Genomic DNA, 24,156 nt, shown 5'->3' with positions numbered 1-24,156 from the left:
TAAAAGCCATAAATTATTTTAAAGGAGAAAATAAAATTGGAATATAAATTGGAATATTGTAAAAATAAAAAATGTAATTTTAATGAATTATTAGTTAAAAATCTTAATGCTAGAATTGAATTTTTAGAATATCAAATTGAAGAAATAAATTTAAATCAATTAAATTTATGAGAATTAGATGTTTTAAGAGGTCAAATTAAAGAATGATTAAGAAGAAATAAAAATGATTAATGAAAAATCAATTAAAGAAAAAAACTATTTATTCTTGTAATTCAATTGAATTTGATAAATTACCTAAAAAATTAGATAGTAATCTAAATAATTGAATTGTTATTAATAGTTAATCATACTAAAAATATTGAAGTACATTTAGATAATAGATTTAAAACAATTAAAAAATGATAGGAGAAAAAATAATGGATAATCAAACTTTAATTTTATTAAAACATATAGGAAAAATTAATAAAAAATTAGATGAAATTTTAGAATTATTAAATAAAAAAGGAGAAGAAAATAATGAATAAAGAAAAATTACTTAAATATATGAAAGATATAATTAAATGAACAAAAAAAATTAATTATAAAAACTCTGATTTTGACAAAAATATTTTAAATTTATTAATTGAAAAAATCGAAAAAAGTGAATTTGATAATGAGTAATACTAAAAATGAATTAAAAATTCCTAATTTTATTAAAAGTAATAAAGAATAATATGTAAAATTTAGAAATTATTATGAAATGATTATAAATTCTATTAAATATTTAAAAACTATGAATAATCAAAGTTTAATTAATGCATTAATTAATTTATATAAGTTAAATCTTTCTATTAATCCTATTAAAAAAGAATTAGCATTAATACCTTATGGTGATGAATTACAAGTTCAAATTCAAGAAGATGGTTGATTAAAATTATTACAAAGAACTGGATTAGTAATTGATTTTCAAAGAGAAAAAATAACAACTGCACATAAATTTAATCAAGAAAATAATAAATGAGAAATTAATCCAGCATTAATTTTTGAAAGAAAAACTATTAATACAATTGGTTATTATTGTTATATTTCACTTTTAGATAAAAATGGTAAAATTAATAATTTTTATAAGGGAATGACTGTTGAAGAAATTAATCAACATAAAGATAAATATGGCAAAACTTATAATAAAAAAAGTCAAGAATGAAAATTAAATCACATATGAACTTCTGCTTTTGACCAAATGGCTTTAAAAACAGTAGTTAAAGCACTTATTCGTGAAATTAATAAAACACCAATTATAGTATTAAATAATCAAGATGATATTAATTTAGCACTTCAATTAGACCAAGGGGTAGTAATTGATGAAGAAACAATTGCTTATAAAGATAATACTGGTGATGAAGTTAAAATTATTAATTCAAATAATAATATTGATAATACTGATTTAAATTCTGCTTTATCTAAATTAAAAGAATTATAAAAAGAAAAAGAAATTATAAAAAATTTTGAAGTGTAATATGAATAAAGAAAAATTAATTAATTGATTAAATAAACAAATTAGTATTTGTTTATGTGATTCTTTAAAAGAAGTCGGTAAACTTACTGCTTATTATAAAGTAATTGAATTTATAGAAAAGGAGGAATTTGATAATGAATAAAGAATATTGTAAAAGATGTGATTATCAATTTAGTAATTCATGATATACCCAAAAATATGATGATAATATATGTACTGATTGTTTTGCTGAAGAAGGTGAATGAAATGAAGAATTAGAGGGAAGTGATGATGAAGATGACTAAACAAGATATTTTAGAAATAATAGATAAATTAAAAGAATTAAAAAATCTAGATGGAATAACTATCAATATAAAAATTGAAGATATTAATATAGAAAATAATTAAGGAGGTTATTTAATGCCTTGATGAGGGATTTTATTAATAGTAATAGTTAGTACACCAGTTGCAATAATATCATTATTTTGACTAGTTGTTCTTATTCTAGGAGCAATAGCAATAATAAAAGTGTAACCCATCCATAATATATTATTATTACTTGCTTTACCAACTGTTTGAAAAGTACCACTTCAAATACTAAAATTATCATTAACAGCACCACTTCTATTATCTGGCATACTATAAAATGTTATTTTAAAATTACTTTTACCAACAACTTTAATATCAATCATATCAATTGCTCATTTAACAATATTTTTATTAGTAAAATCTGGTACTTGTAATAATGAATTTGTAGAATCATCTTTGGGTAATAATATTGCATTATTAGGAAATATTTGACCTAAATTTTCAGTATTATAATTATGATAACCATAACTTTCTCCAGTATTTGTATTAAATATTTCTAAATTCATAGTATCAGTTAATTTAAATGTAAATGATATCATATGACTTGCTGTACCTAATACTGATTTAATAGTATCTTATGTTTCATTTCTAAATACATCTAATGGAATTAATGCTAGATTAGTACTTTGTGAACTATATAATAATGTTGTATAAAAATTATATAATTCAGCAGATATTAAACCATTTATATAAGGAAATTGAGGTATTAATAAATTACTACTTAACTTTGCACCAATATCTAAACCACCAACAAAAGCATTCATAAATGAGCCAAATATAGGTATAGTATTAAGATTAATTTTAATAGTTTCTCTAACTGTTAAAGGTATTTCACTAATAGGATTATATATAAAATAATGTAAAGCATTAATAGTATTTAATTGCTTAAATTTATTATTATTCATATTATAATGAGTATTACCAATAAATTTTTTATTATTTTTATTATAATATTGAAAATAGGGATTATCAGCAGTTGCATAATTATAATCTTCTATTTCAGCACCATCTAAAAAATTATTATCTCAATAATTTACTAATCTATTTGAAACATCAACTTTATTAGTATTTTTAGTTTTTTCAACATTAGTTCTTAAATGACCTTCATAATGTTTAGTTGCACCATCATCATAATTTGGAGCAATTACTTTTTGTCAATCTTGATAACTATCCATAACTGATTGTCCTTGAACAGTTAATACATAATTTCTTTCTGGTAATGCTTGAAAACTTACTGGGTCATAAGTTGAACATTGATATTGTCATGGAAATAATAATTTACTAGGATATTGTCTATATTTATGTTGTTTAGTATTTAATAGGATTATTATCAATATCTCTACCTCATAATGCTATTGAAATAGGTTTTACTGAACCATAAAAAGATATTTGACAATGAGTAACTGGTAATGGAGTTAAATAATTTGAATCTAAAATAATATTATTATTTTCATCTAATGCTGGTAATGCAATTAGGGTCGCCCGGCGCCCCTAATTGCACATATTGATTAATTGCTAATCCACTATGTGCTAATTTATCAATTAATGAACTAAAAGTACATTGAATATAAGCCAATTATTTATTTTCATTATTATAAGTTTTACTAGCAACTTCAAGAATATATCATTGTCTATCAACTTTAATTGATTTATCAGTATTTATAACTTTATTAATTTCTGGAATCATATAAAGTTTGTATAAATTTGAAACAATATTATTAATAAAACTAAAATTCTTTTTTTCGGTAATGTTTAGTAATCTGTGTAACTTACAAAAATAACTATGTTTATTTAATTCTAGTAAATAAAATTAAATAACTAGAAAGAGTGAGTTACGTATGTCTAAAAAACAAAATATTAATAATAATGATCCAATATCAAAAGCAGTAGATTTATTATTAGAAAATACTGAGGATTTAACAACCGTATTTAAAGAGGGAGGTTTATATAAAGAATTAACAAAAAGATTAGTTGAAAAAATGTTGAATTCTGAAATGAAAAATTATTTAGGATATGAAAAAAATCAACATAATAATAGTGATAATGCTAGCAATGGTATAAATTCAAAAAAATTAATAACCCAACAAGGTAAAATTGAGATTAATGTAACACGAGATCGTAATAGTAATTTTGAGCCAGTAATAGTTTCAAAAAGACAAAGAAGATTTGATGGTTTTGATCAACAAGTTCTTTCATTATATGCCAAAGGCATGACTTTATCAGATATTAGAATGCAGTTACAAGAGTTATATCATGGTGCTGATATTAGTGAAAGTGTTATTAGTCAAATTACTGATGATGTTATTGATGATGTTAAAGCATGACAAAATCGGCCATTAGAAAGTGTTTATCAGATTGTTTATTTTGATTGTATAGTAGTTAAAGTACCACAAGATAAACGCATTATTAACAAATCAGTTTATATAGCATTAGGAGTTGATTTAGAAGGTAAAAAAGATTTTTTAGGTTTATGAATTAGTGAAAATGAAGGTTCTAAGTTTTGATTATCTAATTTCACAAAAATGAAAAATCGAGGCTTAAATGATATTCTTATTGCTTGTAGTGACAATTTAACAGGAATGTCAGAAGCAATACAATCAGTTTATCCTAAAACCGAACATCAATTATGCATAGTTCATCAAATTAGAAATAGTTTAAAATATGTTTCATACAAACATAAAAAATCACTAGTTACAGATTTAAAACTAATTTATAGTGCATGTAGTGAAGAAGAAGCAATGCAAGCTTTAGAAACTTTTGAAAGTAAATGAAATAAACAATATCCTCAAATTGCTAAATCGTGATATAAAAATTGAGATAATTTAATGGTTTTTATTAGTTATCCTGCAGAAATCAAAAGAGTGATTTATACAACAAATGCTATTGAATCTGTTAATAGTCAATTACGAAAATTTATTAGAAATAAAAAAGTTTTTCCAAATGATATGGCAGTTTTCAAAATATTTTACTTAGCAATTGAAAATATAACAATAAAATGAACAATGCCCATTCAAAATTGAAATACAGCAATTGCTCATTTTATGATAAAATTTGAAGATAGAATTAATCTAAACTAGTAAATTTGTAAAACAAAGATACACAGATTATTAAAAAGCTTTTTTTCATTTGGAATATTAATAACTTCATTTTTAATTGCTTGTTTTTGAATGAAACTATTATCATTTGGAGTAGCACTATAAGTAATACCTAATTGGTCACTTAAAATATTTCCATAAAATACATCACCAATTTGTAATTGTTTATATGCTTCATCTGGATTATCTTTATTTTGAATAGGATAATAAGAATGATCTCATACTGCTTGTATTGCTTCTCTTCCAGTAAAGATTTTACTAAATTAAGTAATCATTAGGAATACTAGTTGGTGGTTTATAACCAGTTTCTGTTGAATTTATAGCACCTAAAATAATAGTAAAAGGACATACACGAAATTGTAAATCTTTATTTTGTGTAAAATCTTTTTCAATTTCACCTGTACTTTTTCATACAGTTTTAATTAATTGATGATTTATTTTCGGTATCATTTTTAGTTTCTCCTAAAAAAGTATTATTAAATTCAATTTCTTCTTTTTGATATTTTCATTTTCATCAATAATTTGTTGTGCTTCTTCTTCATTAACACCATATCTTTTAACAATAATTATTTTAATATTAGTAATCCTTAATCTTAATTCTGCTTTATCAATTTCAAGTGATTTTAATCTATCTGTAATAGTATTTTCTTTAATTTCAAATGTTCATTTAGATTTATCACCATCTAATCCCATTAATATAAAACATCTTTGAAATATTTCATTTCAATCACTTTGATTTAAAGTTCTTTTAATTCTTGTAGTTTCCATATCTATTGAATTAGTAATTAATACTTCTGCTTCAGTTTTTTGACTTGTAGTATCATTTACTGGATTATATCCACTACCCTCAAATGCTTTATCAATAATAAATTGAATAAATTCTGCATATTTATCTAATATTGGACTACCTTGTAAAATAGCAATTGGTGGTGTTCCACTAGTACTTCCTAAACTTCTTAAATTTGCTTGTAAAATAAATTTACCTATTAATTTTTTTAAATCAAAAGCAGTTTTAGATTGATTTATTTCTTGTTCAGTAATATCTAAAAATACACGAGTAACATTATATTCAAGTTCATGTTCAATTGATTCAAATGTTTTATTTAATAATTTTTGTATTTTTTAATTGGAGTCATATCTGGATAATAATCACCAATAACTCCACCAAAGAAATTCTTTTTAGGTAAATTTTGCATAAATTTAACTGGAATAATCCCTAAATTATGATTTTCTATTAAAGGTAATTGTAAATCTTTACTTATTTTTTCTTGTAAACCATCTAATGTAATAAAATCACTAGTAAAATATCTAATTATTTGATTTGGAGTATATGTTGTTTTAACATAAATACTTTGGTCATCATATTGTAATCTTGACCAAGTACTAGCACCTTGTTCAGTTTCTAATACTCTTGCAACTCTTGATTGAGCATATGGTTGCGCAAAATTTAATGATATTCTACCAGTTTTACTTCTATCAATTTGAACAACACTATAACCATAACCAGATTTAATATGACAATCTTGATAAAATAAACTATCAAAATTATTTCATTCTTTTAATTTTTCAATTGCTCTTTTATATTCTTCATGTTCGCTTGTTAAATTATAACCATTACCTCATAATAATTTACTTGCATGATTTGCTATAATTTCTTGAATATTTATCATGCATCAATTAAGAGTTAATATTTCAGTATTATGATTATTCATATGTTACTTCCTTTCAAAATAAGGATTTTTATCTGCACTTAAATTTCTAATATATGGTTCTATAGCATAATCAAAAGCATCTCGTAAATGTTCATTACCTGCTAATGGTATTTGTTTAATACTTTTTTCATCTCATACAGAAAGTCTAAATTCATCTAATAATGCTTGTGCATTCATACTAATATTTAAACGTTCTGATGCCATTAAAGCGACATTCTTACCTATTCTAAACTCAAGTCTTAACTTCACACAATATTTAAAATATAACCATGAATTAACTTGATATTTAATTGCTGTATCATTAAGCATTTCAATAAATGTATAATTACTAAAATCACAATATACAGTTAAACCATATTCATATAACAAATTATTTTCTTTTGCTAATTTAATATAAAATTCAATTACTAATCTTGCTAATTGTTTATTATCATATCTAACTAATTTATTTTCTATTTTTAAACAATCAATAACATTAACAAATTTAAAATTATAATCAAAACCTATTAATAAACATGCTAAAGCATCATCTTTAAACCCATAATCTAATCCAGCACTAAATCTATAACTTGGTTGTAATAAACGTGATATCTTATGAATTAAATGTGAATATATTCCGCCAGATTCATAACCTACTAAACCATGACTTCTTACTCTTGCATATATTGGGTCTAATTTTTCTATTTCTAATAATTGTTGTTTATCACTATCTTTTAAATGAGTATTTAATTTTCAATTTTGATAATGATAAATAGTATTATCAATAATAGTAAATTGTTCATATTCATTAATAATTTGTTTTTCATTTTGAGGACAAGCACTTATAGTTTTTTTAATAAATTCATTTAAAATACTTCAAGGATTACAACTTTCAATCTCTACTAATTGATTTGCTCCTCTTATTGCATCTTTTAAATCTTGATAATCATTTTCAGTAATTTCATATCTTTCATCACTTCATATAATTACATAATCATATAAATAATTACTTGCTAATCCAGTTAATTTAACATTACTATTATCTTGTGAATGTAAATATTTACAAGTTATTTTACTACCATTAAATTCAATAGTTTTTTTAGTTTCACTAATAATAAAATTAATACTAGAATATGTTGCTCTAATAATTTGTTTTAATTCTTGTCAACTATCATTTAATTGTTTTGACATATTAATAATTAAATAAGCATGAATATTAATATTATCTAAAATTAATAAAATACCAATAAATTCAATATTACTAAATGTTTTACCAGATTTTCTACTACCTAATTGTTTAATTTTAGTAATATTTAAAGGTTGTTTTAAATACATTATTTTAGCAATATCTAATAAATAACCAAAATTACTTAACATTTATTCTTACCTTTATTTTCTAAATTAATAGTTATAAGGGCAATCTTATCACTACTTTTTTTATCAATTTTAGTAGATAATTGATATTTATTAACAAATGCTCTTTCTAAATATCATGCTGAAGCATTAGGACTTGAAGTTAAAAATCTTTGTAAATTTAAATGGTCAATTTGCATATGTGCTCATTTTATTTGTTGTAAAAAAGTATTTTTTTTTTTTTTTTTGTTTTCAAGTTAAAATAGTACTTTCAGTAATATTTAAATAAAGGCTTTTATCCCTTTATGTACTATTTTTAAATTTTATCACATAAATGGAGATAAAAACCTATCTAGGAAATTATCCCCACATGTATCTAAATCAAACACAAAATTATAGTTTCAAAACTAGGTATCTTGTTGAATTTATATGCAGTTTCTTTTGCATATAAATGAATATTGTGTTTTGAAACTTTTATGTGTGTTCGGAAAGTTCGTCGGATATGTTTTCATGCAGATTCAATCTGGTTTGTGTTTACACCTGTTGATGACACATACCCAACTTTATGATTTACGATTTCATGTTTGTGATAGAATTTTTTGAAACTTCCATATTTCTTCCAAGAATCCGTAAACAGACAACACCCAGTAGAAATGTGTTTCAATGCAAATCATAAAAGTTTTTTTCTCATCTGCTTTTTTCAATACTTTCACAATTAGTTTGTTGCTGGTTTTCTCATAAACTCCAACAATCAAGGTTTTAAAAAACAAGGATCTTCCTTGTTTTTTAAAACCTACATGTGAAAGATAAATTTCATCCATCTGTGCTGTGCCATCATCAATGAACCCTGCATCTTTATTCCAAATTCTAGTTCTGATTTCATGACACCATTTTTCAAGCTGTTTTATATGTCACACCCAATTCCCTTGCAACATCTGTTGATGGAATTCCATGTTTGGTGTTTATTCATCTAAAGATGAGATAAAACCAAGATGTCAAAGGTGTTTGTGACTTGTGAAAAATGGTGTCATGAAGAATACTAAATGTTTGATGACATTTCAAACATCTTATTCTTTTTAAATCAGAAGTATTCAAATTAAAACTAAAACACCTAATACATTTGTTTTCTTTCAAATTTGCTATATATTTCAAACAATCGTTTTCATTTTGAAATATGCTATTGAATTCATTTCAATTCATTTTTTCCTCAACACTAGTACATGTGGGAATAATTTCCTTATTAAATTTATTTTTTAAATAATACCTAAATCGCAAACTTTCTAAACTAACATAATATTGAAAATCTTTAAAATAATCACTATTAGTAACATAATCATAACTTCCACCAATTAATTGAGTATTACCTTGCTCATATGGTTTACTTTTAAATAAATAAAATTCTTTTGCTTTTTCACATGCTTGTACTAATTCTTGTAAACTCAACATTTTAGTTCCACGAACTACAAGCGGATTTTTACAATTTTTACTAAAAGAATATTCTTGAATACCAACATCTTTTTGGTTTAATGATTTAATATTTTCTTGTACTTTTGTTATATATTTACTTAAATACTTAACTACAAATTTATTTGTTCCTTTATGAACAACTCTTAAATCAATACCCTTAGAATTTCCGGCATGTGGTCATCATTGACGAATCATAGAATAAGGTATTTTACGATTAAATAAGATATGAAAATGAACCGCACCACGGTCTTGAAATTCATAAACATAAAAATGTTTCAATTAACCTAAATATTTAGAACGTTTAGGGTCATTTCATCAACGTTTTAACAAAATAAAAAATAAACGAATATCTTTTTTTGCTTTTCTAATATCAGTTTCATTTTTGTGATAAGTTAAAGTTAAAAAACTTAAAACTCTTGCATTATAAAAATTATGTAATGCTTTTTGAATTAATTTAGACTTAGTACGAACATTATTATTTCTTAATTTAGTAATATTACCAATATTCTTTATACCTAATTTATTTCTATCATTTCTAATAATATCAATAGGTAAAACAACATTTTTAACATAACAAGCATAATAAATTTTATTAACATAAAAATTGTATGAAATATTCATTTAAAATCATCTGCTTCAATAATTTTTAATAAAATTGAATGATTTATAAACAAATATTAAACAAATATAAATATAAATCTTATAAAAAATTATAAAATAAAAAAAATATTATTAATAAAAATTAATGATAGTAACAAAAATGATAATTAACATATTATTATAACAAATCATGTTAATAAAATCCATGCTTTTGATGAATATTTTTTTCAAAATAGAGATAAAGATAGATATAAAGTTGCTAAAAAATGTAATCGTAGTATTATTTTTGAATTTGGTAAAATGATTTTTAATCAAAGAGTTTATTGAGATAAATTAAAGAAAGAATATTATTATCCAGTTTATGAAGAGTTTAATATTGAGAAAAGAGTAAAAATTATTAGTTGATTAAAAGAAGAAATAATATCATATATTGGAAGAAAGAAACATTATCAAGATATACAAGATATTTTAAATGGCTTTTATCCCTTTATGTACTATTTTAAAATTTATCACATAAATGGAGATAAAAGCCTATTTAGGAAATTATCCCCGCATGTATCTAAATCAAACACAAAATTATAGTTTCAAAACTAGGTATCTTATTGAATTTATATGCAGTTTCTTTTGCATATAAATGAATATTGTGTTTTGAAAGTTTTATGTGTGTTCGAAAAGTTCGTCGGATGTGTTTTCATGCAGATTCAATCTGGTTTGTGTTTACACCTGTTGATGACACATACCCAACTTCATGATTTACTATTTCATGTTTGTGATAGAAGTTTTTGAAACTTCCATATCCCTTCCAAGAATCCGTAAATAGACAACACCCAGTAGAAATGTGTTTCAATGCAAATCATAAAAGATTTTTCTCATCTGCTTTTTTCAATACTTTCACAATTATTTTGTTGCTGGTTTTATCATAAACTCCAACAATCATCAATGAACCCTGCATCTTGATTCCAAATTCTAGTTCTGATTTCATGACTCATTCTTCAAGCTGTTTTATATGTCACACCCAATTCCCTTGCAACATCTGTTGATGGTATACCATGCTTTGTGTTTATTCATCTTTAGATGAAATAAAACCAAGATGTCAAAGGTGTTTGTGACTTGTGAAAAATGGTGTCATGAAGAATACTAAATGTTTGATGACATTTCAAACATCTTATTTTTTTTAAATCAGAAACATTCAAACTAGAAGAAGCACACCTGATACATTTCATTACTTTCAACTTCGCTATATATTTCAAACAATCGTTTTCATTTTGAAATATGCTATTGAATTCATTTTAATTCATTTTTTCCTCCACACTAGTACATGTGGGGATAATTTCCTAATTTAATTAACAAATATTTAGATTTGCTAGTTTTATTGTTTGAAGTTAGAAAATCTATCCGTTATATTTATTCGTCCAAGTTTAACGCGTGAAGCAAAAGTACAGGCATTTGCAAAAAGTTTTGGTAAAATTTGAGATAGTAATAAAAGTAAAACATTTGAAAATATTCAAAAAGAGTTAAGTAAAAAATTTGAAAAAAATAAACAAGATGTAAAAACTCAATAATTTTCAAAAATTTATGCTCAAAAAGTTCAACAATGAAATGAAAATTGAAATGAAACAGTTAAATTTTCACAAAATTTAAAACCTAGAGATATCAGCAAAATAAAAGAAGTTTTTAATGAAAGTGATGCAACTAAAAAGCATATGTGTGATGGTTTTTTTATAAACCAAAACAAGTATGAGAAGAATTAAAAGAAGAAAAAATAATGGAAAATGTAAGAAATTTATTTGAAAATCCTGAAAAAAAATGATAATCTTGAAAGAGAAGATATTAGAAAAAAATCACCAGTTAAAAATATGAGAAGAGCAAGTTTATAATTTAAAAAAAGAGACACATTATGGATGAAAAAGAAAAAGTAGATAAAATACTCACTAAATCAGCTATGCAAAGAGCTAAAGATATGAAAGAAAGACTAGCACAAAAAGCTGAGAAAGCAGCACGTGAAAAGGAAAAAGCAGATAGTGCTAAAAAAGATCAGCAATCAAAAAAAATATTTCATTTTCAAAATAAATATTTTTTTAAAAGTCTACTGATAAATAAAAAAAGTTAGGTAATACTTATTTTAAAAATAAGTATTACCTAACTTTTTTTATGTTAAATTTTTAATAAATTTTAGAACTTCATCATAGTTTGGTTCTAATGTTACTTCTTTAACAATCTGTAAATATATAACTTTGTTATTTTTATCAATAATGCTAATAGTACGTGCTAATAATTGGATTTCATCAATTAATAAATTAGTAGTATTACTAAAATTATTTTCATTATTACGATAATCACTTCAAATATGAAAATTATTATTCATTTTTAGTTTTTCACAAAAGCGATTTTGAGCAAATGGTAAATCTTTGGAAATACTAATGATAACTAAATCTTTTAATTTATTGGCTTCTTTATTAAAGTGTATAGTTTGTAAAGCACAAGTTTTAGTATCAATGCTTGGTACACTAGAAATAATTTTAAATTTATTAGTGAATTGTTCCAAATTCATATTATCCATTGTTTTATTAACTGCAGAAAATGATAAAGTATCTCCAACTTTGATTATTTCATTTTTAATATGAACGGGTTTACCTTTAATTGTTAATTGCAACATAATATTTTTTCTCCTTTTTTATCAAATGTATTTATAATATTATTATAACTAAATTTATTAAAGATAATCTATTAAGGAGTAACAAAGTGTTAAAAATTTTAAATAAATTTAAAATTGTGATTCAAAAATTTAAAGTGGTTTTTAAAGCAGTGGGGACTAAACACATTTATAAAAATAAAAGAACAATTATTAAAAGTATTGCACTATGTTTTATTCCGTTTTTATATGCGTTTATTGCTTTATGAGCTTTTTTTAATCCATTGGGAAATATTAATCGTTTACCAATTGCTTTAGTTAATAATGATAGTTCTGCAGTAGGAATTAATCGTGTTATTAATAGACATAATTTAAATTTGGATAATGAAAATCCTAATAGTAGTGGTGCTTATAAATTTAAAATTAATGATTTACAAATTAACAATGAGAAAAAAACATTTACTGTTTATTATTATGATGATTGAAAAAGTTATTATCAACATCAAAATGACAAAACTTTTTTAACTGAAATTATTATTGATAGTTGTTTTACTAAGGATTTTAATGATTTTTTAAAAAAAACTTTTAAAGTAGTTATTGAAAATATTAAAACTCCAGAAAGAATTTGGAATCTTATTAATCAAATTACTATTAGACCAAAAATTAGTTTACAAGCTTCATATAAAGTTAGTCCGATTTTAGGTGAAATTAATGATTTTGCTTTAAATGCATTAAAAGATAATATTTTTAGTAAGTTTTTACCTGTTGTTATTAGTGATCAAGTATTTGATTATTGAGATAAAGATGCTTCTGATTCAGGTTATCAGCATTTACAACTAATTTTAAAAGAAATTTATGGTATTATTTCAATTGCTGTTCCTGGTTTAGGTCCTCATGCTGAAAAATTTAATGCTAATATTGATAGTGTAACAAGCAACAGAGATATTAAACATATTAAAGTTTTAGAACATGATTATTGAATGAATCATACTTTATTGGCAACTATTAACTTTATTAATTTTAATATTAATATTGAAGGTCAAGATAAATCTCCTTATGGATTTGGTTTAGGACCATATTTCATGTGTATTGGAATGTGAGTAGGTACTTTATTATTAACTTTTACTTTTATTAGAAATAAAGATATTCCAAAATCTAAATTTTGATCAAACTATTTAGCTAAATCAGCATGAATGATTATTTTTGGTTTAATTCAGTCAACAATTTTAGTAACTTCATTATTACTATTATTTAATAATATTGATTTATGACAACGTTTTTGACAAATGTTTTTATACATGTGATTAATAGCAATTATTTTTGACTTGGTTGTTCAATCAATTGCTCACATGTTTCGTAATCATGATTTAGGTAGATTTTTAATTGTTATTCTTTTAATATTACAACTTTCTTCATCAAGTGGTACTTTTCCTGTTGAATTAGAACCCAAGTTTTTTCAAGTAATGTATAATTTTTTACCATTTAGTTATGCAATAAAAGGACTAAGAGAAATTCTTATTAATCCTAATCCAATGACTATTTTATGAAGTATTGGTTGTTTATTAATATTTATTATTATTTTAGTACCATTATCATTGTTACTTAATTGATGATATGATCATAAAGATGCAAAAAATCAAGTTAGAAATAAAAAAATTAAATTAGTTATTAATAATTCTTCATCATTAAAAAATAAAACTACTACTGATGAAAATTAAACATTATATTTTTAGGTGTTCTTTTTTATTAATATTTTCTAATAAAAATAGAGTACTTTAAAGAATGTTATATATTATTTTTTCAAAAAAAATTAATTTATAAAATAAAAAACATAAAAAAGTAAAATAAGAAAATGACTTATGTATTAAAAAATTATTAATAATGTTACTATAACATATTTTGCTAGTTAAGGGACTATGCTTTCAATTAATACTCATGTTTCTAATAATAAATTAATTAAAATTTCTTTTGTAATAACCACGAAACATTTTCAAAATTGGAAGGAGTAAGTGGTGTAATTTAATTAATAACTAGCGAACAAAAAGGCAAAGTTTATTATGTGTAGAAATATATGATATATTCATATAGTTTAAAGATAATTTTATGATGTATTGTTAGTTGTTTAATAGTAAAAATAAAAGTACTTTAATTATTAATCAAAATGGAAAATTTTCTTAGCCCACACTTTATATATAATTTGATAAAATAGACTTAGAAAATATTAGAGTTAGGAGTAGAAAATGAAGAAAATTATTTTAAATCCAAATATTTGTGCTGATGAGATTGAACTTACTATTAAAAAACAAGGATGAGAAATTATTGATAAAAAATATGATTTTTATCAACCATACGTTAGTATTTTTGATAATTTAAATTATGAAGCAAAAGTAGATTTATATATTGCTTTTAAAACTGCAGGTAACTTTGTTCATAAGGTATATTGCTATTTTTTAGAATTTGATACAAATAATATTTTTAAAATATCAGAAATTAAATCACCAGAACATCCTAAGGGACAAATGACAACACGAGTTGCTGATTTTAAGTATTATAAAAATACTGGTAATCTAGGTTTTACTCCTTATAAAAGCGCAATATCTGGTCAACCATATAACTTAAGTCATAATTATCACAGTTTTTTTAATTCATTAATTGAATCAGAAGCAAGAAATGAATTAAACTATGTTTGTATTTTATTAAAATATGATAATCATGCTCGAAGCAAGAAAAGACTTCGATATTTTGTTAATTCGTATAAAAAGTTTATTAAATCATTTCTTTTTAAATTTGAAAAATTTGAAATTAGAAAAACATGTGCCTTATTAAGAGCAGAAATATTAAAAGGACAAAAAAAGAAAAAAGTTAGCAAGCCCGCAAAGCGAAACGTTATTAAACCTAATAATAGTGAAACCGTTATTATTGAAGGTAATTTAAAAACTATTTTTGATCATAAAAATATGACTGTTAAAGTTATTAAAGAAACAGATAATATAGAAAAATCTACTTTAGAATCTAAAAATAAACTTAAAAATAGTAATCAAAAAAATAAAAAATAAATGTTCATAAACCTTCACTTAAAATTGTTAAAGAAGTGTTATAATTATTTATAAAAGGGAGGAAATATTTATTATGCTACTAAGTTTTATTTTATATACAACTTCATTTGAATCCGAACACTTAGATTCTTTTTTAGCAAAGATTTTTGTAAATAAAAAAACTAATTTTGAAGTTGTTGTTGTTGATGATGGCATTAACAATGAAAATTTGGAGATATTTAGTAAATATTTTAAATTATATCCACAAAATTTAAAAATGATTACTAATTATCAAGTATCAGGTATTGCCATTAGTCGTAATCTTGGTCTTAAATATATTTCCGGACAATATGTAGTTATTTTAAATCCAACTGAAATTCTTAGCGTTAATTTTATTGAAACAGTTAATAAAATTTTAGATAATAATAAAGATTTAGATTGTATTGAATATTGTGTTCGTTATGAATTTGATATAAATAATGTTTTTCATTCAACAATTAGAACTGAAGTTAATAAATTATATAATTTAAATACAACACAAGGAAAAATAGTCTTTGCCTTAACAACACCAGTTTTAACAACAAAAATCATGAAAGTTAGTATTATTAATGAATATAATTTACAATTTCGTAAAGAAATCCAATTTGATAGTTTATTTTTATACTCATTTTTAGCACATTGTAAAACATATTATGCAATTAATGAAACATTATTAACGTCTAAAAATAACACATTGGAAAATGATAATATTTTTGAACTAATGCATCAATGAATACATATTTTAAACTATTATAATAATTATAAAATTAAAAAAGTTTTATATGAAGAGTTGGAATATGCTTTTGTTAGATACTATCTATATACTCTTTTAAGATTTATTAGTATTTCTAAAAAACCTGCATTAATTGAAAAAACATATAATCGTGTCAAAGAAATTATTGAATTTAAATTTAAAAATTTTAAAAAAAATTCTTATTTTAATACTATTAATCCAAATGATAAATTTACCACTTATGCTCCTGATCTAAGTACTTATTTTAAGAAATATTTTAAAGATAATAATATTAGAGATGATTCAAAATATTGAGAGTAAAAAAATGAATATTAAAAAATTAGATACAACCGAAACATATATAATAGTTAAAACATGAAAACGTATTATTGCACGTATTTTTGACGTGATTTTTGTTAGTTTAATCCCATTAATAATTGGATTAGCAATCCATTATTTAGATAATAAAGGTAATCAAGAATCATGACAATTAATAATTATTTTTATTATTAATATAATTATTGTTATTATATATTTTGTTATTATCCCATGAAAATGAAAGGGTCAAACTTTAGGAAAATTAATTTTTCAAATAAGATTAGTAAATGAAAAAAATCAAGATTTAAAGTTAAAACATTTTTTTTATCGTGAACTATTTTTAGTTTTTATTCCTCTATTATTAACCACTTCAATAATTCTTTTTATGAAATTGACTTTTAATGAAAACATTGCTACTATTAATAGTAATAGTACTTTAAATTATTTATTAAATATTCTTATTCGTTCTGTAGTTAGTTTTGATTTTGCTTGGTATTGCGGGATTATGATCGTCACTAAAATTGATAAATATCATCAGCTATTCTTTGATCGTAATCATAAAACTTTTGTCATTAACAAGAAACCGCTTGCAACTAATAAATGGAAGATATCAACTAACGTTAATGATCCACATATTCATTTAGTTTATTCTCAACCAGGAAATATTAATGATGACGAATTAGAAAATATAAATAGTCTTTAATAGTATATACTCTTACTAACTTAAGGATAAATAACATGGATAAAACAAAACTTTTAGAAAATCTAAATGAACAACAACTACAAGCAATTATTAATGTTGATGGCCCATGTCGTATTATTGCGGGGGCTGGAGTTGGAAAGACGCTGGTTATAACATATAAGATTGCTTACTTAATTAATGTAATTAAAATTGCTAGTGAAAAAATATTGGCATTAACTTTTACTAATAAAGCAGCACGTGAAATGAAAGAACGAATAATGCAACTTTTAAATGATATTAACATTAATGTTAATATTGTTACTTATCATGCATTATGTGCCAAAATATTAAGAAGAGATATTCATCATTTAAATATTAATAATAATTTTAATATTATTGATCAAGAAGATCAACGAAAAATATTAAAAGATATTTTTCAAAAAGAATTTTCACATAAAGCTGAATTGCAGGAGTTAAGAGTATTAAGTTCTAATATTTCTAACTGAAAAAATAATTATCTTTCTCAAGATGAATTATTAGCTGATTATCAAAATCAAGATGAGTGAATTTTACGTATCAAAGTTTTTGAATCGTATAAAAAATATCAATTTATTAATTCATGTTTAGATTTTGATGATTTATTATTATTAGTTGAACGTCTATTTAAAGAATTTCCACATATTTTAACAAAATGAGAAAAGAAATTTGATTTTATTTTAGTTGATGAATTTCAAGACACTAATGATATTCAATATAATATTTTATTGTCACTTGCTAAAAATCATAAAAATATTACTGTAGTTGGTGATCCCGATCAAACTATTTATAGTTGAAGAGGAGCAAATATTAATTTAATATTGAATTTTACTAAACAATTTCCTAATACACAAACATTTATTTTAAATCAAAATTATCGTTCAACAACTAAGATTTTAAATACAGCTAATAGTTTAATTAAAAATAATGTTCAACGTATTGAAAAAGAACTGTTTACTAAAAATGATCTTGGTAATGATATTGTTATGTATCATGCTAGTAGTAGTGATCAAGAAGCACATTGAGTTGCAACAACTGTTAAAAAAATTCATTTAAAATATCATTTAGATTTGAATAAAATTGCTATTCTTTATCGTAATAATTATTTATCAAAAGATTTAGAACAAGCTTTGATTAATAATAATATAAATTATAAAATTTTTGGTGGTTATAAATTTTTTGAACGTAAAGAAATTAAAGACATTTTGGCATATTTAAAAATTATTGTTTGAAATGATAATATATCAATGATTAGAATTTTAAATGCAACACCTAAAATTGGACCAAAAGCTATTGATAACTTATTATTACTTGCTAATGAACAATCACTAACTTTAAATGAATACTTATTTAAATTTCAGTATGGATTACCAAAAAATTATCGTCAACATTTACAACCTTTAATTAATTTAATTAATGAGATGCAAACTAATATCAAAGATGTTACTTCTTTACATAACATGGTTGAAAATTTATTAAATAAAACTAATTATTTAAAAAAACTAGAAGATAATCTTGAAAAAGAAAGAATTGAAAATGTTCAACAATTATTAGAACAATTGCTTGAATATGATAGTAGTAATAATAAATTACAAGGCGAAGAATTATTAACGTCATTTTTACAAGAAGTAAGTTTATATACTGATTTAGATGAAAATAGTACTAATAAAGCCGTTAATTTAATGACAATTCACAGTGCTAAAGGTTTAGAATTTGATGTTGTTTTTATAGTTGGCATTAATGAAGGTATTTTGCCTGGAATAGGTAAATCTAGTATAGAAAACTTAGATAAAATTGAAGAAGAACGACGACTTTTTTATGTTTCAATTACTAGGTCAAAAAAATGATTATTTTTATCTAGTGCCAGTGGATATTCATATATCTTGGATCGTATGAAACAAACATCTCGTTTCTTAAAAGATTTAGATCTTAAATATTTAAAAATCATTAATAAAGAACATCAAGAAATGGCAGCAACTTATCAAAATCGTAATCATTCTAAATTTAATTACTATAAAGCTGATAATAAAGATAAGGTTGAAATAACTAATAATTGAAATGTTGGAGATATAATTATTCATGAAATTTTTGGCAAAGGTATTATTACTAAATTAATTGGTGATAAAATTCAAGTTGTTTTTCATAAAAATCATGGTGGTATTAGAATTATTAGTTCTAATCATAGTGCTATTAAAAAATTTGTATAAATTTATTTTTATTAAAAATGTCTATTTTTTGGACATTTTTAAGTATTTTTAATTAATTTCTTATAAAAAAGTACTTTTTTATAAGAAATTTTTTTTATTACATATTAATTTTTTCAAGTATAAAATTAAAATTAAGATTTATTTTAATGAAAGGAAAAAAAGTAATTATGATAAAAATAAATTTAGAAGCGTGAAAAGGTTTAATTCGTAATTGAATTGAAGTTAACTCTAATCGTGATGGTCAATCAGTTACTAATAAATTTAAACAACATGCTAACTATTTATTCCAACCTTATTATGATGGAGGATTATGAATAGGAACAACTCCTAGAGACTTAATTAATGGTAAAGAAATTATATTACATGATGGTAAAAAAGTTTTTAATAAAATAAAAGATTTAAAATATATTACTTTGGCTTTTGTTCAGCAAGCAATTGCAATTAAAGATAAGTTAGAATTAACTATTGCTGGACAGTCTTTGGGCGCCGGATATGATTATTGATTAGAAAATAAATTGAAACCAGAAGTGGTTAAACCTTTAGTAAAGAATGATGGTTTTAATAATATTGTTATTGCTTATGGTTCTGCTGCTTCAACTGTTGGTTATAATCCATGATATTTTGCATATACGCTATCTAATAAAGATATTAATAAAGCAGTAGCAATGCTACAACCAGCTTTGATTGAGTATCAAGAACGCATTACTAAATTTGCAGGTTTTTAAACTAAAGATAGAGGCTTTTTAATAATCTGTGTATCTTTGTTTTACAAATTTACTAGTTTAGATTAATTCTATCTTCAAATTTTATCATAAAATGAGCAATTGTTGTATTTCAATTTTGAATGGGCATTGTTCATTTTTTTGTTATATTTTCAATTGCTAAGTAAAATATTTTGAAAACTGTCATATCATTTGGAAAAACTTTTTTATTTCTAATAACTTTTCGTAATTGACTATTAACAGATTCAATAGCATTGGTTGTATAAATCACTTTTTTGATTTCTGCAGGATAACTAATAAAAACCATTAAATTATCTCAATTTTTATATCACGATTTAGCAATTTGAGGATATTGTTTATTTTATTTACTTTCAAAAGTTTCTAAAGCTTGCATTGCTTGTTCTTCACTACATGAACTATAAATTGGTTTTAAATCCGTAAATAGTGATTTTTTATGTTTGTATGAAACATATTTTAAACTATTTCTAATTTGATGAACTATGCATAATTGATGTTCGGTTTTAGGATAAACTGATTGTATTGCTTCTGACATTCCTGTTAAATTGTCACTACAAGCAATAAGAATATCATTTAAGCCTCGATTTTTCATTTTTGTGAAATTAGATAATCAAAACTTAGAACCTTCATTTTCACTAATTCATAAACCTAAAAAATCTTTTTTACCTTCTAAATCAACTCCTAATGCTATATAAACTCATTTGTTAATAATGCGTTTATCTTGTCGTACTTTAACTACTATACAATCAAAATAAACAATCGGATAAACACTTTCTAATGGCCGATTTTGTCATGCTTTAACATCATCAATAACATCATCAGTAATTTGACTAATAACACTTTCACTAATATCAGCACCATGATATAACTCTTGTAACTGCATTCTAATATCTGATAAAGTCATGCCTTTGACATATAATGAAAGAACTTGTTGATCAAAACCATCAAATCTTCTTTTTCTTTTTGCAACTATTACTGGCTCAAAATTACTATTACGATCTCGTGGTACATTAATCTCAATTTTACCTTGTTGGGTTATTAATTTTTTTGAATTTATACCATTGCGAGCATTATCACTATTATTATGTTGAATTTTTTCATATCCTAAATAATTTTGCATTTCAGAATTCAACATTTTTTCAACTAATCTTTTTGTTAATTCTTTATATAAACTTCTCTCTTTAAATACGGTTGTTAAATCTTCATTATTTTCTAATAATAAATCTACTGCTTTTGATATTGGATCATTATTATTAATATTTTGTTTTTTAGACATACGTAACTCACTCTTTCTAGTTATTTAATTTTATTTACTAGAATTAATTAAACATAGTTATTTTTGTAAGTTACACAGATTACTAAACATTACCTTTAATATCAAAATACACTAAATTATCATACAAAAATTATCATAATAAAGTCAATGATAGTCAAATTACTAATCTTGTTAATAGAGACTTTAATAATAGGCTTAAAAATGAAGTTATTGTTAGTGATTTAACTTATGTTCAAATTAATGGTAAATGAAACTATATTTGCTTATTAATCGACCTGTACAATCGCGAAATTATTGAACATAGTGTAGGTACTAAAAAAGATGCATCATTAGTATATCAAGCATTTATGTGCTCAAATCGTTGTTTAAAAAATATTCAAATATTTAATAGCGATCGCGGTAATGAATTTAATAATAAAAGTTTATCAATAGTTTTATTAGCCTTCAATATTACCCGCTCTTTAAGCAAAAAAGGTTGTCCTTATGATAACGCTGTTGCTGAAGCAACTTTCAAAACTTTCAAAACAGAGTTTATTAATGATAAAAATTTTACATAATTAATCCAATTAAAATTAGAATTATTTGCTTATATCAATTGATACAACAACATAAGAATCCACAGTACTCTAAACTACTTAACCCCCATAAAACACCAAGCACAAATGTCTACCAAAAAACAGTCCTAAAAAAAGTTGCAATTCCATTTCTATAGGCAATAAATTATGAATAATTTCACTTATTCCTGCAACTATAGTAGGTACTGCATAAGCATTATTAAAATCATTATTAATACCCATAACAACACCACTTGATATTAAACATCCACCAGTAGCCATATTTGCTATTTTACGAATAGTTTCAAATCTATTAGGAATTAATTCAGTTAATCCACTGATAAGATTTGAAATACCATAAGCATTTAAACTAATATAAGTATCTCAATCCATTAATGACTGATTTTCTTGTTTATTTAACAATAATCATGGAGGACCTTCTGTTGTAGTTTTAGTAGTTATTGGAGTTGGTGTTGTAGGAATAATAGGATTAATATTATTTTCTGTTCATTTACTATAATTTGCTAATCCAATTGTTCCTAATCCTAATAATATTTTTTTACTACTATTAATTAATTTAGTTTTAGTATTTGGTCCTTGATTTAAATTTCATATATCTAAACCTAATTTTTTACCAAATAATAAACTATTAATTGAACCTAATATTGGATTATCTATTACTTGACCATATTAAGCACTTGTACCTATCATTGCACAAATAGGACTTATACCAGTTCTAATTAATTTAGTTAAAGTATAATTATTTGTTTCCGTTTTTATTCTCCTTGTTTTTTATTTTTTTCCCATTTTTGGTCATTTTCATCTCATTTTTCAAATTTTTTATTTATTAAGTATAATTTGAATATTGGCATTTTATTCTCCTTTATTTGTTTTTATCAGTTCTCTTATAACATCTAATAATGAATCTACTACATAAAAATTTAATTCAAATTCATAATTTCTAATTTTAATTTTTTCCTTTTGCATTTATTTGTTCTCCTTTAATTTTCTAATTTTTTAATTGTTACTTTAATTCAACCTTGATAAACATAATTATCACCAACTATTAATGCAACATTACTTTCTGGGTCAGAAACAATTATGTGTTTTGATTTAACATTTGGGTATTGTCTTAAAATAATTGTTCTAATATCATTACTTGTATGAATTACTTTTGGAAATGGTGATAATATTTCAATTTCATCTTTATTTTCAAATAAAGTAGGTAATATTATCATTAATCAAAGTCTCCTTCATTAATATAAATCTGAAGATTAAATAAAACACTTTCTTTTCCTAATTTAAATGAATCACTAGAATTAGATTCTTTATTTTCTTTTAGAGTTGTTATAATAAAATTAATTAATTTTTTCTTATTAATAAAATTTTTATGCCTTGATTTATTAATTTCATCAACTTTAATTCTATGTTCTTTACAATATGCTCTACAATATTCATCAAATTGCTCATCTGTCATATTTTCACATTGTCTTTGTCTTTGTTCATTTTTAATTTCATCATAATGTGGTTCATGAATAAATTTTTCAAATGTTATTGTTTCAGTTCATGTACATCTATTCATTACTTATTCTCCTTATTTTTAATTTAATTAGCAATTTCACTTAATATTTTTAATACTTTATATTCATTTTTTAATTCTTTAATAATAAATATTAACAATATTATTAGTGTTATGCTTGTTATTAATATTGGTACTATTAATAAAATTTTTCATAATATCATTTTTTACTCTTTTCATTTTTTAAATCATTTAACATTTATTGAACAAAATGCACGATTTTTAGGAATGTTTAAAGTATTAAAGATTTGACCAGTTACTATAATTTCATCATTT

Annotated in this window: 33 protein-coding genes and 1 pseudogene; 16 read left to right on the top strand and 18 right to left on the bottom strand. The window is 22.9% G+C overall.

All coding sequences use genetic code 4. The features are described 5' to 3' along the window. Positions 1–36: 36 nt before the first annotated feature. The 5 genes from AC6I4F_RS04825 to AC6I4F_RS04805 all read left to right on the top strand — a co-directional run bounded on the left by AC6I4F_RS04825 (position 37) and on the right by AC6I4F_RS04805 (position 1,779). On the top strand, positions 37–231 hold the full coding sequence (locus AC6I4F_RS04825) for a hypothetical protein (protein WP_497874627.1): 195 nt from the start codon (positions 37–39) through the stop codon (positions 229–231). A 285-nt stretch (positions 232–516) separates the two neighbouring features. Next, a complete protein-coding gene (locus AC6I4F_RS04820) occupies positions 517–660 on the top strand; it encodes a hypothetical protein (RefSeq protein WP_497874626.1) in 144 nt (47 codons plus the stop codon). Between the two features lie 79 nt (positions 661–739). After that, on the top strand, positions 740–1,459 hold the full coding sequence (locus AC6I4F_RS04815) for a recombinase RecT (RefSeq protein ID WP_497874625.1): 720 nt from the start codon (positions 740–742) through the stop codon (positions 1,457–1,459). A 37-nt stretch (positions 1,460–1,496) separates the two neighbouring features. Next, entirely contained in the window at positions 1,497–1,637 is a 141-nt protein-coding gene (locus tag AC6I4F_RS04810; protein WP_497874624.1) for a hypothetical protein, read from the top strand. Then, positions 1,630–1,779, top strand: coding sequence for a hypothetical protein (locus AC6I4F_RS04805; protein ID WP_497874623.1), 150 nt, complete (start codon positions 1,630–1,632; stop codon positions 1,777–1,779). Before AC6I4F_RS04810 ends, AC6I4F_RS04805 begins: the two co-directional genes overlap by 8 nt. Before the next feature lie 108 nt (positions 1,780–1,887). Here AC6I4F_RS04805 and AC6I4F_RS04800 read toward each other — a convergent pair whose 3' ends face one another. Continuing rightward, positions 1,888–2,382, bottom strand: coding sequence for a hypothetical protein (locus tag AC6I4F_RS04800; protein ID WP_497874622.1), 495 nt, complete (start codon positions 2,380–2,382; stop codon positions 1,888–1,890). Positions 2,383–2,418: 36 nt separating this feature from the next. Then, positions 2,419–3,177, bottom strand: coding sequence for a hypothetical protein (locus tag AC6I4F_RS04795; RefSeq protein ID WP_497874621.1), 759 nt, complete (start codon positions 3,175–3,177; stop codon positions 2,419–2,421). 504 nt (positions 3,178–3,681) lie between these two features. Here AC6I4F_RS04795 and AC6I4F_RS04790 point away from each other — a divergent pair. Next, positions 3,682–4,920, top strand: a complete 1,239-nt coding sequence (locus tag AC6I4F_RS04790) for an IS256 family transposase (protein WP_497874620.1) — start codon at positions 3,682–3,684, stop codon at positions 4,918–4,920. A 276-nt stretch (positions 4,921–5,196) separates the two neighbouring features. Here the strand turns inward: AC6I4F_RS04790 and AC6I4F_RS04785 are convergent, their stop codons facing one another. From AC6I4F_RS04785 to AC6I4F_RS04745, 9 genes are all read right to left on the bottom strand, one after another. Beyond that, positions 5,197–5,388 (bottom strand): hypothetical protein, encoded by a 192-nt coding sequence (locus tag AC6I4F_RS04785; protein WP_497874619.1) that lies wholly within the window; start codon positions 5,386–5,388, stop codon positions 5,197–5,199. A 12-nt stretch (positions 5,389–5,400) separates the two neighbouring features. Next, positions 5,401–5,706, bottom strand: coding sequence for a hypothetical protein (locus tag AC6I4F_RS04780; protein WP_497874618.1), 306 nt, complete (start codon positions 5,704–5,706; stop codon positions 5,401–5,403). Between the two features lie 335 nt (positions 5,707–6,041). After that, entirely contained in the window at positions 6,042–6,650 is a 609-nt protein-coding gene (locus AC6I4F_RS04775; protein WP_497874617.1) for a hypothetical protein, read from the bottom strand. Between the two features lie 3 nt (positions 6,651–6,653). Continuing rightward, positions 6,654–8,006, bottom strand: a complete 1,353-nt coding sequence (locus AC6I4F_RS04770) for a phage terminase large subunit (protein ID WP_497874616.1) — start codon at positions 8,004–8,006, stop codon at positions 6,654–6,656. Further along, a complete protein-coding gene (locus tag AC6I4F_RS04765; protein ID WP_497874615.1) occupies positions 8,000–8,182 on the bottom strand; it encodes a hypothetical protein in 183 nt (60 codons plus the stop codon). The genes AC6I4F_RS04770 and AC6I4F_RS04765 overlap by 7 nt, the downstream gene beginning before the upstream one ends. A 176-nt stretch (positions 8,183–8,358) precedes the next feature. Next, the gene (locus tag AC6I4F_RS04760) at positions 8,359–8,646 is read right to left on the bottom strand and encodes a transposase (RefSeq protein ID WP_497874667.1); all 288 of its coding nucleotides are present in this window, start codon (positions 8,644–8,646) and stop codon (positions 8,359–8,361) included. Continuing rightward, positions 8,546–8,917, bottom strand: coding sequence for a hypothetical protein (locus AC6I4F_RS04755; protein WP_497874813.1), 372 nt, complete (start codon positions 8,915–8,917; stop codon positions 8,546–8,548). The genes AC6I4F_RS04760 and AC6I4F_RS04755 overlap by 101 nt, the downstream gene beginning before the upstream one ends. Beyond that, positions 8,850–9,728 carry a transposase gene (locus AC6I4F_RS04750; protein WP_497874812.1) on the bottom strand — a complete coding sequence of 293 codons (879 nt, stop codon included), beginning with the start codon at positions 9,726–9,728 and terminating at the stop codon, positions 8,850–8,852. Before AC6I4F_RS04750 ends, AC6I4F_RS04755 begins: the two co-directional genes overlap by 68 nt. Then, positions 9,729–10,070 carry a hypothetical protein gene (locus tag AC6I4F_RS04745; protein WP_497874613.1) on the bottom strand — a complete coding sequence of 114 codons (342 nt, stop codon included), beginning with the start codon at positions 10,068–10,070 and terminating at the stop codon, positions 9,729–9,731. 279 nt (positions 10,071–10,349) lie between these two features. Here AC6I4F_RS04745 and AC6I4F_RS04740 point away from each other — a divergent pair, with 279 nt between their 5' ends. Then, positions 10,350–10,631 (top strand): hypothetical protein, encoded by a 282-nt coding sequence (locus AC6I4F_RS04740; protein WP_497874612.1) that lies wholly within the window; start codon positions 10,350–10,352, stop codon positions 10,629–10,631. On the opposite strand, the gene AC6I4F_RS04735 is transcribed toward AC6I4F_RS04740, so the two are convergent. Both AC6I4F_RS04735 and AC6I4F_RS04730 read right to left on the bottom strand, forming a co-directional pair. After that, the gene (locus AC6I4F_RS04735; protein ID WP_497874611.1) at positions 10,609–11,001 is read right to left on the bottom strand and encodes a transposase; all 393 of its coding nucleotides are present in this window, start codon (positions 10,999–11,001) and stop codon (positions 10,609–10,611) included. The two genes, AC6I4F_RS04740 and AC6I4F_RS04735, sit on opposite strands and share 23 nt — an antisense overlap. 118 nt (positions 11,002–11,119) lie before the next feature. After that, positions 11,120–11,299, bottom strand: a complete 180-nt coding sequence (locus AC6I4F_RS04730) for a hypothetical protein (protein ID WP_497874610.1) — start codon at positions 11,297–11,299, stop codon at positions 11,120–11,122. 126 nt (positions 11,300–11,425) lie between these two features. Between AC6I4F_RS04730 and AC6I4F_RS04725 the strand changes: the two genes are divergently transcribed. Beyond that, positions 11,426–11,611: a hypothetical protein gene (locus AC6I4F_RS04725; protein WP_497874609.1), complete on the top strand. Its 186-nt coding sequence runs from the start codon at positions 11,426–11,428 to the stop codon at positions 11,609–11,611. A 335-nt stretch (positions 11,612–11,946) separates the two neighbouring features. Beyond that, a complete protein-coding gene (locus AC6I4F_RS04720; RefSeq protein ID WP_497874608.1) occupies positions 11,947–12,159 on the top strand; it encodes a hypothetical protein in 213 nt (70 codons plus the stop codon). Positions 12,160–12,198: 39 nt separating this feature from the next. On the opposite strand, the gene tpx is transcribed toward AC6I4F_RS04720, so the two are convergent. Then, a complete protein-coding gene (gene tpx, locus AC6I4F_RS04715; protein WP_497874607.1) occupies positions 12,199–12,705 on the bottom strand; it encodes a thiol peroxidase in 507 nt (168 codons plus the stop codon). A gap of 86 nt (positions 12,706–12,791) precedes the next feature. On the opposite strand from tpx, the gene AC6I4F_RS04710 reads away from it, so the two are divergent. From AC6I4F_RS04710 to AC6I4F_RS04685, 6 genes are all read left to right on the top strand, one after another. Further along, positions 12,792–14,399, top strand: coding sequence for a YhgE/Pip family protein (locus tag AC6I4F_RS04710; protein ID WP_497874606.1), 1,608 nt, complete (start codon positions 12,792–12,794; stop codon positions 14,397–14,399). 522 nt (positions 14,400–14,921) lie between these two features. After that, complete coding sequence (locus tag AC6I4F_RS04705) at positions 14,922–15,737, top strand: hypothetical protein (RefSeq protein ID WP_497874605.1); 816 nt, start codon at positions 14,922–14,924, stop codon at positions 15,735–15,737. Between the two features lie 73 nt (positions 15,738–15,810). Further along, on the top strand, positions 15,811–16,809 hold the full coding sequence (locus AC6I4F_RS04700; RefSeq protein ID WP_497874604.1) for a glycosyltransferase family A protein: 999 nt from the start codon (positions 15,811–15,813) through the stop codon (positions 16,807–16,809). Between the two features lie 4 nt (positions 16,810–16,813). Then, positions 16,814–17,509 (top strand): RDD family protein, encoded by a 696-nt coding sequence (locus AC6I4F_RS04695; protein ID WP_497874603.1) that lies wholly within the window; start codon positions 16,814–16,816, stop codon positions 17,507–17,509. Between the two features lie 35 nt (positions 17,510–17,544). Continuing rightward, entirely contained in the window at positions 17,545–19,731 is a 2,187-nt protein-coding gene (locus AC6I4F_RS04690; protein ID WP_497874602.1) for an ATP-dependent helicase, read from the top strand. Between the two features lie 167 nt (positions 19,732–19,898). Continuing rightward, the gene (locus tag AC6I4F_RS04685) at positions 19,899–20,456 is read left to right on the top strand and encodes a hypothetical protein (RefSeq protein ID WP_497874601.1); all 558 of its coding nucleotides are present in this window, start codon (positions 19,899–19,901) and stop codon (positions 20,454–20,456) included. 52 nt (positions 20,457–20,508) lie between these two features. Here AC6I4F_RS04685 and AC6I4F_RS04680 read toward each other — a convergent pair. Further along, positions 20,509–21,747, bottom strand: a pseudogene (locus AC6I4F_RS04680) (IS256 family transposase). Positions 21,748–21,836: 89 nt separating this feature from the next. Here AC6I4F_RS04680 and AC6I4F_RS04675 point away from each other — a divergent pair. Further along, positions 21,837–22,304, top strand: coding sequence for a DDE-type integrase/transposase/recombinase (locus AC6I4F_RS04675; protein ID WP_497874666.1), 468 nt, complete (start codon positions 21,837–21,839; stop codon positions 22,302–22,304). A gap of 78 nt (positions 22,305–22,382) precedes the next feature. Here the strand turns inward: AC6I4F_RS04675 and AC6I4F_RS04670 are convergent, their stop codons facing one another. The 3 genes from AC6I4F_RS04670 to AC6I4F_RS04660 form a co-directional block, all read right to left on the bottom strand. Further along, positions 22,383–22,694, bottom strand: a complete 312-nt coding sequence (locus AC6I4F_RS04670) for a hypothetical protein (protein ID WP_497874600.1) — start codon at positions 22,692–22,694, stop codon at positions 22,383–22,385. Positions 22,695–23,302: 608 nt separating this feature from the next. Then, positions 23,303–23,539 carry a hypothetical protein gene (locus AC6I4F_RS04665; protein WP_497874599.1) on the bottom strand — a complete coding sequence of 79 codons (237 nt, stop codon included), beginning with the start codon at positions 23,537–23,539 and terminating at the stop codon, positions 23,303–23,305. Then, positions 23,539–23,883: a hypothetical protein gene (locus AC6I4F_RS04660; protein ID WP_497874598.1), complete on the bottom strand. Its 345-nt coding sequence runs from the start codon at positions 23,881–23,883 to the stop codon at positions 23,539–23,541. Before AC6I4F_RS04660 ends, AC6I4F_RS04665 begins: the two co-directional genes overlap by 1 nt. Positions 23,884–24,156: the final 273 nt, after the last annotated feature.

This window comes from Spiroplasma ixodetis, assembly GCF_059729505.1.
Note: the sequence above shows the minus strand (reverse complement) of the source record. Positions and strands in the feature narration are given on the sequence as shown.